10 protein-coding genes are annotated in these 14,563 nt (G+C 61.5%); 8 read left to right on the top strand and 2 right to left on the bottom strand.

The window, feature by feature from the left end; all coding sequences use genetic code 11:
- Positions 1-32 precede the first annotated feature (32 nt).
- Positions 33-281 carry a hypothetical protein gene (locus PYR65_RS13380; protein ID WP_276118352.1) on the top strand — a complete coding sequence of 83 codons (249 nt, stop codon included), beginning with the start codon at positions 33-35 and terminating at the stop codon, positions 279-281.
- Between the two features lie 66 nt (positions 282-347).
- Positions 348-1,994, top strand: coding sequence for a Na/Pi cotransporter family protein (locus PYR65_RS13375; protein ID WP_276118351.1), 1,647 nt, complete (start codon positions 348-350; stop codon positions 1,992-1,994).
- 2 nt (positions 1,995-1,996) lie between these two features.
- On the opposite strand, the gene PYR65_RS13370 is transcribed toward PYR65_RS13375, so the two are convergent.
- Positions 1,997-3,760, bottom strand: a complete 1,764-nt coding sequence (locus tag PYR65_RS13370) for a hypothetical protein (RefSeq protein ID WP_276118350.1) — start codon at positions 3,758-3,760, stop codon at positions 1,997-1,999.
- 170 nt (positions 3,761-3,930) lie between these two features.
- Between PYR65_RS13370 and glmU the strand changes: the two genes are divergently transcribed.
- The 4 genes from glmU (at position 3,931) to PYR65_RS13350 (ending at position 8,501) form a co-directional block, all read left to right on the top strand.
- Positions 3,931-5,286, top strand: coding sequence for a bifunctional UDP-N-acetylglucosamine diphosphorylase/glucosamine-1-phosphate N-acetyltransferase GlmU (gene glmU / locus PYR65_RS13365; protein ID WP_276118349.1), 1,356 nt, complete (start codon positions 3,931-3,933; stop codon positions 5,284-5,286).
- 164 nt (positions 5,287-5,450) lie between these two features.
- Positions 5,451-7,277 carry a glutamine--fructose-6-phosphate transaminase (isomerizing) gene (glmS, locus tag PYR65_RS13360; protein ID WP_276118348.1) on the top strand — a complete coding sequence of 609 codons (1,827 nt, stop codon included), beginning with the start codon at positions 5,451-5,453 and terminating at the stop codon, positions 7,275-7,277.
- On the top strand, positions 7,274-7,780 hold the full coding sequence (locus tag PYR65_RS13355; RefSeq protein ID WP_276118347.1) for a GNAT family N-acetyltransferase: 507 nt from the start codon (positions 7,274-7,276) through the stop codon (positions 7,778-7,780). The genes glmS and PYR65_RS13355 overlap by 4 nt, the downstream gene beginning before the upstream one ends.
- Before the next feature lie 10 nt (positions 7,781-7,790).
- Positions 7,791-8,501 carry a DUF502 domain-containing protein gene (locus PYR65_RS13350; RefSeq protein ID WP_276118346.1) on the top strand — a complete coding sequence of 237 codons (711 nt, stop codon included), beginning with the start codon at positions 7,791-7,793 and terminating at the stop codon, positions 8,499-8,501.
- Here the strand turns inward: PYR65_RS13350 and recG are convergent.
- Positions 8,488-10,590 (bottom strand): ATP-dependent DNA helicase RecG, encoded by a 2,103-nt coding sequence (recG, locus tag PYR65_RS13345; protein ID WP_276118345.1) that lies wholly within the window; start codon positions 10,588-10,590, stop codon positions 8,488-8,490. The genes PYR65_RS13350 and recG overlap by 14 nt on opposite strands.
- Positions 10,591-10,708: 118 nt before the next feature.
- Here recG and PYR65_RS13340 point away from each other — a divergent pair, with 118 nt between their 5' ends.
- Positions 10,709-11,023: an FAD assembly factor SdhE gene (locus PYR65_RS13340; RefSeq protein ID WP_060641158.1), complete on the top strand. Its 315-nt coding sequence runs from the start codon at positions 10,709-10,711 to the stop codon at positions 11,021-11,023.
- Positions 11,023-14,529: a transcription-repair coupling factor gene (gene mfd, locus PYR65_RS13335; RefSeq protein WP_276118344.1), complete on the top strand. Its 3,507-nt coding sequence runs from the start codon at positions 11,023-11,025 to the stop codon at positions 14,527-14,529. Before PYR65_RS13340 ends, mfd begins: the two co-directional genes overlap by 1 nt.
- Positions 14,530-14,563 lie beyond the last annotated feature (34 nt).

The raw sequence follows: 14,563 nt of genomic DNA, 5'->3' as shown, positions 1-14,563 counted from the left end.
GGTGTCGTTCCTTAGAGCAATCCGCAGCGGAATTGAAGGGTTCAAACACGCAAAAAGACGAGGAAATCGGCCCGGTGCTGGCGTATGGAGCGGTCATGCGGACATTTGTTCGTGATGCCATGCTGACAGACGCGGGAACCCGGCCAGTCCTGTCCGCCGCCGTGCCGTTCGAAGACCGGAACATGTCGGAAATGTTAGCCGGCAACCGAAAAATATCTGTCACAATCACGCGCAGCGCGGATCATACCGCCCTCGAAAATGCTAGCATTGAACCGAAATAACATGCCGACTCGCTAGATGCGCAGCAATCTTGCGGGAAAGCCGGAGTGCAGACCCGGAGTGCAGACATGGAATCCATCATCGTCATGGTCAACCTGTTCGGAGCAGTGGCACTGCTGCTGTTCGGGTTGTCGCAGGTCAAGGACGGCGCCACGCGCGCCTTCGGCATCCGGTTGCGGACCGGATTGGCGCAAGGCACCAGCGGGCCGGTGCGATCGTTCGTGGGCGGCTTCGTCGCAACGGTTGCGCTTCAAAGTTCGACCGCCACGGCGCTGATGATCGCATCCTTCGTGGAAAAGGGGCTGGTCCGCGCCCGCATGGCGCAGATCGTGCTCTTGGGCGCCAATGTCGGCACCGCCGTCACGGCCTGGATCGTTGCCACAGGCATCGACTGGCTGTCGCCCCTCCTCATTCTTGCCGGCGTCATGCTCAACCGGGCAGGGCGCTCCAGTGCCAAACAGGGTGCGGGCACCGCGCTGGTCGGCATCGGCCTGATGCTGTTATCGCTGCACCTTTTGGGGCTTGCAACGGAGCCGATGCGGCAATCGCCAGCCCTTGGCAGCTTCCTCACCATGCTCGACAGTGCCTGGCCGGTGGCGATGATCTTCGCAGCCGTGCTCGCCTTCGTCTCGTCCTCAAGCCTTGCCGTGGTCGTTCTGATCCTGTCGCTTGCGGCCGCCGGTATCCTGTCGTCTGGGCTGACGATCGCGCTGGTTCTGGGTGCCAATCTTGGGGGTGCAGTTCCGCCGGTCATGGCGACCCTGTCGGCTTCCGCCTCCGCCAAACGGGTGACCACGGGCAATCTCGTTGTCCGCGCTATCGGCTGCCTGCTGGCGCTGTCGGTGGCGGCACCCGCTGCAACCTTTTTGCAGACGCTGCCGTTGTCGCCGGCAAAGTTGCCTGTCGATATCCACCTGATCTTCAACGTCGTGCTGGCCATTCTCGCCTGGCCGTTTTCGTCCATGCTGTCCGGCTTGATGCTGCGGCTTATTCCCGACGAGCCGAAGGCCGAGACCGGGCCGCTCTATCTCGACGACCGCGCACTGACAACGCCGGTTATCGCCCTATCCGGCGCGACCCGGGAAGTGCTGCGCGTGGGCGACCTCATTGAAAAAATGCTGATTGCCGCGATGAATGCGTTCAACAGCAACGACCGCTTGAAGTTGCAGGATATCGGAAAACTGGAAACGCAGGTCGATCTGCTGCAGCAGGAGGTGAAACTCTATTTGTCGCGGCTGGGACGCAGCGGTCTCAGTGACGATAATGGCCGCCGTTCCATCGTCATCATCGATTATGCCATCAATCTCGAACATATCGGCGACATCATCGAAAAGGGGCTGACGGAAGAGGTCAGGAAGAAGATCGACAACGGCCTCAAATTCTCCGAGGACGGCTATCAGGAACTGACGACGCTGTTCAACCTGACCATCGACAATCTGCGCATCGCCCAGACGATTTTCGTGACCCGCGATGCTGATCTCGCCCGCCATCTCATGGAGGTGAAAGTCGATGTGCGCCACATGGAGAAGCGCTCCTCGGAGCGCCATCTGGAGCGCCTGCGCGACGGACGTACCGACAGCCTGCAGACCAGCTCGCTGCATCTCGACATCCTGCGCGACTTGAAGCGCATCAACGCCCATATCGTCTCCGTCGCCCATCCGATCCTGGATGAAAGCGGCCTGTTGACGGAAAGCCGGCTGCGTATGCCGCACTGATCTCAGGGCGAAGCCGTGATCCCGCTGCGGACAAACGCGTCATAGCAGGGTGTCAGGGTGATGCGGTGATGATCCGCCGCAAGTGCCGGCGCATAGAGTTCAAGCAGCTTCAGCCGCGCTGTCGTCGGCGGGCATGTCGGGTAGAGCGCCAGATCGACGCCTGCCACGGCCGCGTTGACACGCTCGCCCGGTGGCGGCACCGCCCGGTAGGGATCGGCCCCGATGGCGATATATTTGGGCGCATGGCGATCCAGAAGCCAGGCAAAGGGATTGGTGAAATCGATCGTCATGACCGTCTCGAACCGCACCTTGTTGGCGGCTTCGAATGTGCGGATGGCTGAGATCACCGCGTCGGCATTCTGCAGCCACAGCGTTTGGAACTCGAAATCGCTGTAGAGCAGGAACGAAGGCAATTCACCGGCTTCGGCCAAGGCCTGATACGCCGGGCGGTAGGCCATGTAGTTGGTCTCAAGGCGCTGCGCGCGCTGGCTTAACATGTCACGCATACCAACCGCGCCCATGGTTTTCAGGTTCTGATGCGCAAGCGGCGTGTTGTTGACGCTGCCGATCCAGGCGCGTGCCGCCTTCTGCGTGACGGTGGCAACCGGAGGAATGGCAGCGCTCAACGCCAGGATTGCAACGGCTGCAAAAGCCACCGAGGCGCCCTTGTTTCGATAGGTCTCGATGAGAATCGCCAGCAGCAACGGCCACAGGAAGATGAAAGCCTGGCTGCCGGTATTCTGGCTTTCAAACAGGAGGCCGGCTGCGATGAAGCTGGCGATCCAGAGGAAAGACTGATCGAACACCTCAGCGGAAGCCTGAAATCCGGGCTTGGCGAAAACGCTGCGGATCGCCGTAGACAATGCCGGGAACCCTTGAATAAACAGCACGAGGCCGAGCAGGCAGCTCGCCAGGACAATACCGAAATTCAGCGAAGCTGCCTGCAGCAGGCGGGGCAGGAGGCTGGTATCGTTGATGACAACCAGCGACAGGATATCGGCGGCATAGGCCGACACCATACCGGATGTCAGTTCGAGCAAACCAATCACCGCAAAGAAGACAGCGCCACCGAGAATGGCCGCGCGAAGCGGCAGGCGTCCTGCTAGAAATGCCATCAGGCAAAGGACAAGACCCGCGACGACACCGGTGACCTTGATAAACAGCAGGGCAAGCATCGCAAGCGCGGTCACTGCGGCGAGTGTCTTCCATCCCCGCACGAAAACCAGCGCGGCAGCCAGAACATAGAGCAATTGGCAGACCTGGCGGTTGTAGATGCCAAACCCGTCGGAGCCCGGATAGGGATAGAAGTCGCCGGTGTTGAACGGCAGCAGCGAAAAGATCAGGAACGGCAAAAGCAGGCCGTAGGCGATCGCTGGCGAGCGCTTCTGTACGTCGAGGATCACGGGCGCCATCAGCGGCGCGGTGACCGTCAGCAGCGACCAGCTGGACAGAAGCAGGGGGTGGCCGTTCGGGAAAAGATAGAGCCATCCGGCAAAGAGATAATAGCCAAGGCCGCCCACCGGCGCGAAGAAGTCGACGGAGGGGATCTGGCCGTCAAAGATGCGGTTGGCCGCGTCGAGATAGATATAGTGGTCCCAATACATCGGACCGATCGGCATGGTCACGGTTATCGATAGCGCCAGGGGTAAACATGCAGCGGCCAAAGCCAGGATGATCAGCGGTTGGCGGGCGAGCGCTGCGGCAATGCCGTTGCGCCCTTGGCCGTTGCGCTCCTGTGAAATCACTGTCTTGGTCGAACCCTGCATCGTCGTCCCCACCCATCGCGGTCACGCCCCGCTTATGACAGGATCGGGTTTTATCCGGGTTAATATGGCGGCTCGCGCGCGTATTATGTTCTATGCAATATCTTCCTGTTATGTAGCGGGCAGAATCGTGCCGGTTTGCAGCCGGTGGCCACAAAAGCTGGAGAACACGAATGAAGCGGACATGCCTGGCGATCGTTTTGGCGGCGGGGGAAAGCACCCGCATGAAGTCGTCCATGTCGAAAGTGCTGCATCCGGTCGCCGGCCGGCCGATGATCGCGCATGTGGTGGAATCGCTGGTGAACGCGTCGATTGCGTCTGTGGCGCTTGTTCTCGGCCGGGATGCGGACGCGGTTCAGTCAGCCGCCGCCCGTAGTGACATCGATATGTCGGCATTTCTCCAGACCGAACGCCTCGGCACCGGCCATGCCGTTCTCGCCGCAAAGGACGCCATCGCCAAGGGTTATGACGATATTCTCGTCGTCTTCGGCGATACGCCGCTGATCACTGCGGCACCGCTTCTGGCCGCACGCCAGGGGCTCGCCGACGGCAACGATGTCGTCGTCATCGGCTTTCATACCGCCGACCCCTCCGGTTACGGCCGGTTGCTCATCGATAACGGCGCGCTTGTGGCGATCCGCGAGCAAAAAGATGCGACCGAGGACGAAAAGAAGATCACCTATTGCAACGGCGGCCTGATGGCGATCAATGGCGCCAAGGCGCTGGAATTGCTCGGCAAGATCGGCAATGCCAATGCCAAGGGTGAATATTACCTGACCGATATCGTCGAGATCGTCCGCGCCGGGGGAGGCAAGGCGATTGCCGTCGAGGCACCGGAAACGGAACTGACCGGCTGCAACAACCGCGCCGAACTGGCGATGATCGAGGCCATCTGGCAAAAGCGCCGCCGTCACGAAATGATGGTGTCCGGTGTGTCGATGATTGCCCCTGAAACCGTGTTCCTCGCTTTTGATACGCAGATTGCCCAGGATGTTCTGATCGAGCCGAATGTGGTCTTCGGTCCGGGCGTCACCATCGAGAGCGGCGCCGTCATCCATGCCTTTTCCCACCTTGAGGGCGCCTATGTCAGTGCCGGTGCGACCGTTGGTCCCTATGCACGCCTGCGGCCGGGCGCCAATCTCGGTCCCGATTCCAAGGTCGGCAATTTCTGCGAGGTGAAGAAGGCCGAGATCGGTGCCGGTGCGAAGGTCAATCACCTCACCTATATCGGCGATGCCTTCGTCGGTGCCAAAACCAATATCGGCGCGGGCACGATCACTTGCAACTATGATGGCGTCAACAAGCACATCACCCGCATCGGCGCCAACGCGTTCATCGGCTCCAACTCCTCGCTGGTCGCACCGGTGTCCATCGGCGATGGCGCGCTGGTGGCGTCCGGCAGCGTGGTGACGGAGGATGTGCCGGATGATGCGGTCGCGTTTGGCCGGGCGCGGCAGGAGGTCAAGCCAGGACGGGCAAAGATCCTGCGCGAGCGCTATCAGGCGGAAAAGGCTGCCCGCAAGAAATAGCATCCTGCGGTCGTCACGGTTAAAGCCTGACATCGAAAGTGAGTTTTGGGCTGATTGCGCATTTTGCGAAATCCGGTACCAAAGCGTGATCAGAAAAAATCTATATTGGCGGGCGGCTGTTTCCTGGCGCGCCGGTCTTTTGAAAAATTGCGGAGAAGAAAAAGATGTGCGGCATCGTCGGTATCGTTGGAAACCAGCCTGTCTCCGAGCGTCTTGTCGATGCGCTGAAGCGGCTCGAATATCGCGGCTATGATTCCGCAGGGGTTGCGACCATCCATGACGGCGTGCTCGAGCGCCGCCGCGCCGAAGGCAAGCTGGTCAATCTGGAAACCAAACTGCGCGGCGAGCCGCTGGCCGGCCAGACCGGCATTGCCCATACCCGCTGGGCAACGCATGGCGCACCCACCGAAAACAACGCCCATCCGCATTTCACCGACGGCGTCGCTGTCGTCCATAACGGCATTATCGAGAATTTTTCCGAGCTGAAGGACGAGTTGTCGGCCTGTGGAGCAACGTTCAAGACCCAGACCGATACCGAAGTCGTCGCCCAATTGCTGGCCAAGCTGATCCGCGACGGAATGAGCCAGAGGGAGGCGATGCAGGCGATGCTGCGCCGTGTCACCGGCGCCTATGCGCTGGCCGTCATCTTTCAGGATGCGCCGGAGACGATCATGGCGGCGCGCAGCGGCCCGCCGCTTGCCGTCGGTTTCGGCAAGGGCGAGATGTTTCTGGGGTCCGACGCGATCGCGCTGTCGCCCTTCACCAACGAAATCACCTATCTGATCGACGGCGATTGGGCCGTGTTGACGGCTGACAGGATCGAAATTCTCGATCACGACGGCAATCCGGTCTCGCGTCCACGCCAGGTCTCGGTGGCCGCCGCCTATATGGTCGATAAGGGCAATCACCGCCACTTCATGGAAAAGGAAATCTACGAACAGCCGGAAGTGATTTCGCGCGCGCTTGGCCATTACGTCGATTTCATCGAAAACAGGGTCAATCCGATCGCGGCGGCCATCGATTTCGCCAAGGTTCCAAGCCTTGCCATCTCCGCCTGCGGTACGGCCTATTTGGCTGGCCTCGTCGGTAAATACTGGTTCGAGCGCTATGCCCGCCTGCCGGTCGAGATCGATGTGGCTTCGGAATTCCGCTATCGCGATATCCCGCTCTCGCCGCAATCGGCCGCCCTGTTCATCTCGCAATCCGGCGAGACCGCCGATACGCTGGCATCGCTGCGCTATTGCAAGGAAAACGGCCTGAAGATCGGCGCCGTCGTCAATGTCAAGGAATCGACGATCGCACGCGAATCCGATGCGATCTTCCCGATCATGGCCGGCCCGGAAATCGGCGTTGCCTCCACTAAGGCATTTACCTGCCAGCTCTCCGTCCTTGCAGCCCTTGCCATTGGCGCCGGTCGTGCGCGCGGCACCGTGTCGGAGGCGGAAGAGAAGGTGCTGGTCCGCAGCCTTGCCGAAATGCCGCGGATCATGGGCAAGGTGCTCAACAGCATCCAGCCGACGATCGAGAGCCTGGCGCGCGAATTGTCGAAATGCAAGGACGTGCTCTATCTCGGCCGAGGCACCAGCTATCCGCTGGCCATGGAAGGCGCGCTGAAGCTGAAGGAAATCTCCTATATCCACGCGGAAGGCTATGCCGCCGGCGAGCTGAAGCATGGTCCGATCGCGCTGATCGACGAGAATATGCCGGTGATCGTGATCGCGCCGCATGACCGGTTCTTCGAAAAGACCGTGTCGAACATGCAGGAAGTGGCAGCCCGCGGCGGCCGGATCATCTTCATCACCGACGAGAAGGGCGCTGCCGCCTCCAAACTCGAGACGATGAGCACGATCGTGCTGCCGAATGTCGATGAGATCATCGCACCGATGATCTTCTCGCTGCCGATCCAGCTGCTCGCCTATCACACGGCGGTGTTCATGGGCACCGACGTCGATCAGCCGCGCAATCTGGCCAAATCGGTCACCGTGGAGTGATCATCCGGCCTGAAAAACCGGAAGATCGTGCGGCGATCCGCGCCGTGACGATCTCGGCCTTCCAGGATCATCCGCACAGCGATCAGACGGAACATCTGATCCTTGATCGTTTGCGAAAGGCGGGTGCGCTGGCTCTGTCGCTGGTGGCGGAGGTGAATGGGGATGTGGCCGGCCATATCGCTTTTTCGCCTGTCACGCTGTCGGACGGTTCGAAAGACTGGTACGGGCTTGGCCCAGTCTCGGTTTTGCCGGCTTTGCAAGGGCAGGGCATCGGCGGCGCGCTGATCCGCCAGGGGCTGGATATGTTGCGGCATCAGGCAGCGGCTGGCTGCGTGGTGATGGGCGATCCTGATCTGTACCGCAAGTTCGGATTTCGAAATGATCCTCAGTTTACCCTCAAAGATTGTGCGCCGCAATATTTTTTGACCCAGCCCTTGTCCTTGCCCGGAGCGTCCGGCATGGTGACCTATAACCCGGCATTTTACCCGGGCGCAGACGAATAGACGGAGCGGCATGACTGACAAACCGGCACGTGGGTTTTTCGCCACGCGGTTGAGGAATTATTTCCTGACCGGCCTGATCATCTGTGCGCCGCTCGCAATCACTGCCTGGATCACCTGGTCGTTCATTCTCTGGGCCGACAGCTGGGTCAAACCCTATCTGCCGTTCGACTACAACCCGGACAATTTCCTGCCCTATCCCGTGCCCGGCTTCGGTCTGTTGACCGCACTGATGCTGATCACGCTGGTCGGCTTCTTCACCGCCAACCTGATCGGCCGCAGCATTGTCGGCTTTGGCGAATCCTTGCTGGTGCGCACGCCGCTGGTGCGCCCGATTTACAAGGGCCTGAAGCAGATTTTCCAGACGGTGCTGCAGGATCAGTCGAATTCGTTCAAGAAGGCCGGGTTGATCGAATATCCGAGCCCAGGCCTCTGGGCTCTGGTCTTCATCGCAACGGATGCCAAGGGCGAGATCGCGGTAAGGTTTAGCGAGCGCGGCCTCGACATGGTCGCCGTCTTCCTGCCGCCGACGCCGGTGCCGACAGCCGGCTTCCTGATCTTCGTGCCGCGCGAAAAGATCGTGCCGCTCGACATGAGCCCGGAAGATGCCGCCAAGCTGCTGTTGTCGGGCGGACTGGTCGCTCCAGATTACCTGCCGAAACCGCTGGCGGTCACGCAGGAGACCGTGCCTGACAAGCGCGGCAAAACGCTTAGCCGGCCCTGAGAAACCGGATCGCCTCGTCCCGGCGATGTAGATAGAGCAGCGTGCGCAAAGCCTCGCCCCGCTCCGTCGTCAGGTCCGGGTCCCGTTCAATCACATAGGCCGCGTCCTTGCGGGCGATCTCCAGGAGATCGCCATGCGCCTCGAGGCTTGCAATGCGGAATCCCGGCGTTCCGGACTGGCGCGTGCCGAGCAATTCGCCTTCGCCGCGCAGCTTCAAATCCTCTTCGGCAATAAGGAAACCATCTTCGGTGTCGCGCAGGATCGACAGACGCGCTCTTCCGTTTTCACTGAGCGGTCCCTTGTAAAGCAGGATACAGGTCGAAGCCTCGTCGCCGCGTCCGACGCGGCCGCGCAGCTGGTGGAGCTGGGCCAGCCCGAAACGTTCCGCATGCTCGATCACCATGATCGTCGCATCCGGCACATCGACGCCGACCTCGACCACGGTGGTCGCGACCAGAAGACGGATGTCGCCATTCTTGAAGGCTAGCATGACGGCGTCTTTTTCCGTACCGGTCATGCGCCCATGCACCAGGCCGACATTCGCGCCGAACTGCTTGTCGAGGCTCTGGAAACGCTCGTCGGCCGACATCAGGTCGGAGGCCTCCGATTCCTCCACCAGCGGGCAGATCCAGTAGGCTTTCTTGCCCTCCGCGAGCGCTGTGCGCAGCCGCGCGATGATCTCGCCGGTGCGTTCGGTCGAGACCGTGACGGTCTGGATCGGCTTTCGCCCGGCGGGTTTTTCGGTCAGTTTCGACACGTCCATATCGCCGAATGCCGCCAGAACCAGCGTGCGGGGGATCGGGGTCGCGGTCATAACAAGCATATGCGGGGAAATGCCCTTGGCCGTCAGCCGCAGGCGCTGGTGGACGCCAAACCGGTGCTGTTCATCCACGACCGCCAGCAGCAGACTGTGGTAGACGACGGTATCCTGGAACAAAGCATGCGTGCCGATGACGATCTGCGTCTCGCCGGACGCGATGCGGTCCTGAATGGCATCACGCTCGCGGCCCTTGGTGCGGCCCGTCAAAACGTCGATGGTCACACCGGCAGGAGCCGCCATCTTCGACAGCGTTGCGAAATGCTGCCGGGCGAGAATTTCCGTCGGCGCCATCAGCACGGCCTGGCCGCCCGCCTCGACGGCAGCCAGCATCGACATCAGCGCCACCGCCGTCTTTCCCGAGCCGACATCGCCTTGCAACAGCCGCAACATGCGCTCGGTACCGGCCATGTCCTTCAACACGTCTTCGATGGCGAGCGTCTGGCTGCCCGTCAGCGAAAACGGCAGGGCTGAGAGAACCGGCTTGCTCAGCTTTCCCGTCGCATGCACCGGCGTTCCCGCCACCTTGCGCAAACGTTGGCGCACCAGTGACAGCGAGAGCTGTCCGGCGAGGAGTTCGTCATAGGCAAGACGCCTGCGGGCCGGTGCCTGCGGATCGAGATCGGTTTCGTCGCGCGGATCGTGCAGCGCAAGAAAGCAGTCGCGGGCCGACTGAAAACCCTGCTTCTGCATCACGGCTTCTTCAATCCATTCCGGAAAATCGGGAATGCGGGGCAGGGCGGCCTCGACCGCCTTGCGCAGGATGCGGGCCGAAAGCCCTGCCGTCAGCGGATAGACCGGCTCGACCAGCGGCAGGTTGGCCGCCTCGCTTTCGCGCACCATATAATCCGGATGCACCATCGACGGGCGCCCATTGAACCAATCGACCTTGCCGCTGACGGTCACGGTCTCATTCACCGGCAGTGCCTTTTCCAGCCAGTTTCCCTTGACCCGGAAGAAGGTCAGCGCCAGTTCGCCCGTCTCGTCATGCAGGAAGACGCGGTAGGGCTGGCTGGTACGCGGCGGTGGCGGCTGGTGCCGGTCCACCCTGCCGGTAATGGTGGCAATGACGCCCTGCGGCGCGCGCGCGATCCCTGGCTGGTGGCGCCGGTCGATCAGCGAATGCGGCGCGTGAAAGACAAGGTCGATCACCCGGCAATCGTCGATGCTTTCGCGGCCAAGCAGTCGGGCATAAAGATCGCCCGCCTTCGGGCCAATGCCGGGAAGCGAGTTGAGCGGAGCAAAAAGCGGATCGAGAAGACTGGGGCGCATGCGGCGCAGACTGAAACGAGGATTAGGTCTTTGGCAAGGCTGACAATACGCTTTTCAGCGTTTATAGAGCCATAGCGAAACGCCGCTTTCAGCGATGCGGCGGCAGGAAGGACTTTTCATGACCGGCATTACGCGTACCAGCGCCGATCTCGATCCGCGCCGCAAACGGATTCTTTTCCGCGCCTGGCATCGCGGTGTGCGCGAAATGGATCTGGTCTTCGGACAGTTCGCCGATAACGAGCTTGCTGATCTGGCCGAGACCGATCTCGACGAGCTCGAGACGATCATGAATGAGGAAGACACCGATCTGCTGAAATGGGTGCTGGGATCGCAGCCAGTTCCGGAGCGCTACCGCACGCCCTTGTTCGATCGGATCGTATCCTATCGTCCCGATTTCGATGTTCTGTTTGAGCACAAGGACAAAAACGCCTGATGATTGCCGGTTTCGATCCCAAGAAAGTCGCGCGCGCCACCCGCGAGCTGACCATCGGCCCCGTTCCTGCTGGCGTCGAGCCGCTGATCCTTGCCGAACTTGCCCGCGCCAACGGTCCCGTTGCCTATATTCTGTCGGATGGCCAGCGGATCGCCGATGTCGAGCAGATGCTGGGTTTTGCAGCACCCGATATTCCCGTCTTGACGCTGCCGGGCTGGGACTGCCTTCCCTATGACCGGGTGTCGCCGAGTGCCGATACATCGGCCCGGCGCCTGGCAACGCTGAGCGGCCTGATCGCGCATTCCAAGAAGCCGCATCCGGCCATCGTGCTCGTGACCGTGAACGCAGCACTTCAGAAGATGGCGCCGCAGGATATCATCGAGAGCCTGGCGTTTTCGGCGAGGCCAGGCGCCAATATCCGCATGGACGATATCGCGGCCCGGCTTGGGCGCAACGGCTTCGAACGCGTCGCCACCGTTCGCGAAGTCGGCGAATATGCGCTGCGCGGCGGTATCCTCGATGTCTTCGTGCCCGGAAGCGACGAACCCGTCCGGCTGGATTTCTTCGGCGATACGCTGGAAAGCATCCGCTCGTTCGATCCGGCGAGCCAGCGCACCACCGGACAGGCCCGCTCACTCGATCTCAACCCGATGAGCGAGGTGTCGCTGACACCCGAAACCATCAGCCATTTCCGCACTCAGTATCTGTCGATGTTCGGCGCGGCGACCCGTGACGACGCGCTCTATCTGGCCGTCTCCGAAGGCCGTCGCTATGCCGGCATGGAGCATTGGCTGCCGCTGTTCTACGACACGCTCGATACTGTGTTCGATTATCTCGCCGGTTTCCATATCGTCACCGATCATGTGGTTCGCGAGGCCGCCGCCGAGCGCTCCAAGCTGGTCCAGGACTATTACGAGGCCCGCCAATCGTCGGTTTCGCCGGGCAAGTCGCAGATTTCGCAGGGCACGCCCTATAAGCCCGTACCGCCGGACATGCTCTATCTGAGCGCCGAAGCCTTCAACGCCGCGCTGGTCTCACGCAATGCCGTGCGCCTGTCGCCGTTCAGTGAGCACGAGGGCGAAGCACGCCAGGTGATCACCGTCGATGCGCGGCTCGGCGTGCGCTGGGCAAAGAACGCGACGGAATCGACCAGCGACGCCGAACGGGTCAACGTCTTCGACCAGGCCGTCAAATATATTGCCGACCGCCGCGCCAAAGGCGCGAAAGTGCTGATCTCCGCCTGGTCGGAAGGCTCGCTCGATCGTCTTTTGCAGGTGCTGGCCGAACACGGCCTTGCCAATATCAGGCCGGTCAAGGCGCTGTCCGAGCTGAACAGCCTGAAATCCGGCGAGGCGGCATCCGCCGTTCTGAGCCTTGAAAGCGGGTTTGAAACCGGCAATCTCGTCGTCATCGGCGAACAGGACATTCTCGGCGACCGCATGGTGCGCCGCTCGAAGCGCCGCAAGCGCGGTGCCGATTTCATCGCCGAAGTGGCCGGTCTCGACGAGGGCAGCATCGTCGTGCATGCCGAACACGGCATCGGCCGGTTCATCGGCCTGCGCACCATCGAGGCCGCCGGTGCGCCGCATGCCTGTCTTGAGCTGGTCTATGCCGATGAGGCAAAACTGTTCCTGCCGGTGGAAAATATCGAGCTTCTCTCCCGCTATGGCTCGGAGGGCAGCGATGCCGTGCTTGACAAGCTCGGCGGCGTTGCCTGGCAGGCGCGCAAGGCGAAGCTCAAGAAGCGCCTGCTCGACATGGCGGGCGGCCTGATCCGTATCGCTGCCGAGCGCCTGACGCGTCATGCGCCGGTTCTGACGACGCCGGAAGGGCTCTATGACGAATTTGCGGCGCGCTTCCCCTATGACGAGACCGAAGACCAGATGACGTCGATCGAGGCTGTTCGCGACGATCTCGGCGCCGGCCGCCCGATGGACCGGCTGGTCTGCGGCGATGTCGGTTTTGGCAAGACCGAAGTGGCGTTGCGCGCCGCCTTCATCGCCGCCATGAACGGTGTCCAGGTGGCCGTGGTGGTGCCGACGACGCTGCTGGCGCGCCAGCATTTCAAGTCGTTCACCGAGCGGTTTCGCGGGCTGCCGGTGCGCATCGCCCAGGCGTCGCGTCTGGTCGGCTCCAAGGAATTGGCGCTGACCAAGAAGGAAGTGGCCGAAGGCAAGACCGATATCGTCGTCGGCACGCATGCGCTGCTCGGCGCGTCCATCAACTTTGCCAATCTCGGCCTCTTGATCATCGACGAAGAGCAGCATTTTGGCGTCAAGCACAAGGAGCGGCTGAAGGAGCTGAAATCCGACGTGCATGTGCTGACGCTATCGGCGACCCCAATCCCGCGCACGCTGCAATTGGCGCTGACCGGCGTCCGCGAGCTGTCGCTGATCACGACCGCACCGGTCGATCGTATGGCTGTGCGCACCTTCATTTCGCCGTTCGACGCGTTGGTGATCCGCGAAACGCTGATGCGCGAGCATTATCGTGGCGGCCAAAGTTTTTACGTCTGCCCGCGTCTGGCCGACCTCTCGGAAATCCACGATTTTTTCAAATCCGACGTTCCGGAACTGAAAGTCGCCGTCGCCCACGGCCAGATGCCGGCGACCGAGCTCGAAGACATCATGAATGCCTTCTATGAGGGCCGTTACGATGTTCTGCTATCGACCACGATCGTCGAATCCGGCCTGGATGTACCGACAGCCAACACGCTGATCGTGCACCGCGCCGATATGTTCGGCCTGGCGCAGCTCTATCAGCTGCGCGGCCGCGTCGGACGTTCCAAGGTGCGCGCCTTTGCGCTGTTCACGCTGCCGGTCAACCGGACGCTCACCGGCATGGCCGAGCGCCGCCTCAAGGTTCTGCAGTCGCTGGACACGCTGGGGGCCGGATTCCAGCTGGCAAGCCATGACCTCGATATCCGTGGCGCCGGCAACCTGCTCGGCGATGAACAGTCGGGCCATATCAAGGAGGTCGGTTTCGAACTCTACCAGCAGATGCTGGAGGAGGCGGTAGCTGAACTCAAGGGCGACGAGGATATTGCCGATAGCGGCTGGTCGCCGCAGATTTCGGTGGGAACGCCTGTGATGATCCCCGACGATTACGTGCCGGATCTGCATCTGCGCCTTGGCCTCTACCGCCGTCTGGGGGAAATCACCGAGCTCAGTGATATCGATGCCTTCGGCGCGGAACTGATCGACCGTTTCGGACCGCTGCCGCTCGAAGTCCAGCATTTGCTGAAGATCGTCTACATCAAGTCGCTCTGCCGCACCGCCAATGTCGAAAAGCTCGATGCGGGGCCAAAGGGTGTCGTGGTGCAGTTCCGTAACCGCGAATTCCCCAATCCCGGCGCGCTGGTCGGCTTTATTGCCAAGCAGGGCATCATGGCCAAGATCCGCCCGGATCACAGCATCTTCTTCCAGCGCGATTTCCCGACGCCTGAAAAGCGGCTCGCGGGCGCCGCCGTGGTGATGACGCAACTGGCCGGACTTGCGAAGAACTAAGAGCAAACGAAAAAGGCCGCGCGAACGATCGCGC

This window comes from Pararhizobium qamdonense (assembly GCF_029277445.1).
Lineage (GTDB): Bacteria > Pseudomonadota > Alphaproteobacteria > Rhizobiales > Rhizobiaceae > Pararhizobium > Pararhizobium qamdonense.
This window is presented reverse-complemented; position numbering and strand designations above follow the sequence as displayed.

Coding starts and splice junctions, on each gene's coding strand:
- PYR65_RS13375 (WP_276118351.1), top strand. CDS start 348: ATGGAATCCATCATCGTCATGGTCAACCTGTTCGGAGCAGTGGCACTG.
- PYR65_RS13370 (WP_276118350.1), bottom strand. CDS start 3,760: ATGCAGGGTTCGACCAAGACAGTGATTTCACAGGAGCGCAACGGCCAA.
- glmU (WP_276118349.1), top strand. CDS start 3,931: ATGAAGCGGACATGCCTGGCGATCGTTTTGGCGGCGGGGGAAAGCACC.
- glmS (WP_276118348.1), top strand. CDS start 5,451: ATGTGCGGCATCGTCGGTATCGTTGGAAACCAGCCTGTCTCCGAGCGT.
- PYR65_RS13350 (WP_276118346.1), top strand. CDS start 7,791: ATGACTGACAAACCGGCACGTGGGTTTTTCGCCACGCGGTTGAGGAAT.
- recG (WP_276118345.1), bottom strand. CDS start 10,590: ATGCGCCCCAGTCTTCTCGATCCGCTTTTTGCTCCGCTCAACTCGCTT.
- PYR65_RS13340 (WP_060641158.1), top strand. CDS start 10,709: ATGACCGGCATTACGCGTACCAGCGCCGATCTCGATCCGCGCCGCAAA.
- mfd (WP_276118344.1), top strand. CDS start 11,023: ATGATTGCCGGTTTCGATCCCAAGAAAGTCGCGCGCGCCACCCGCGAG.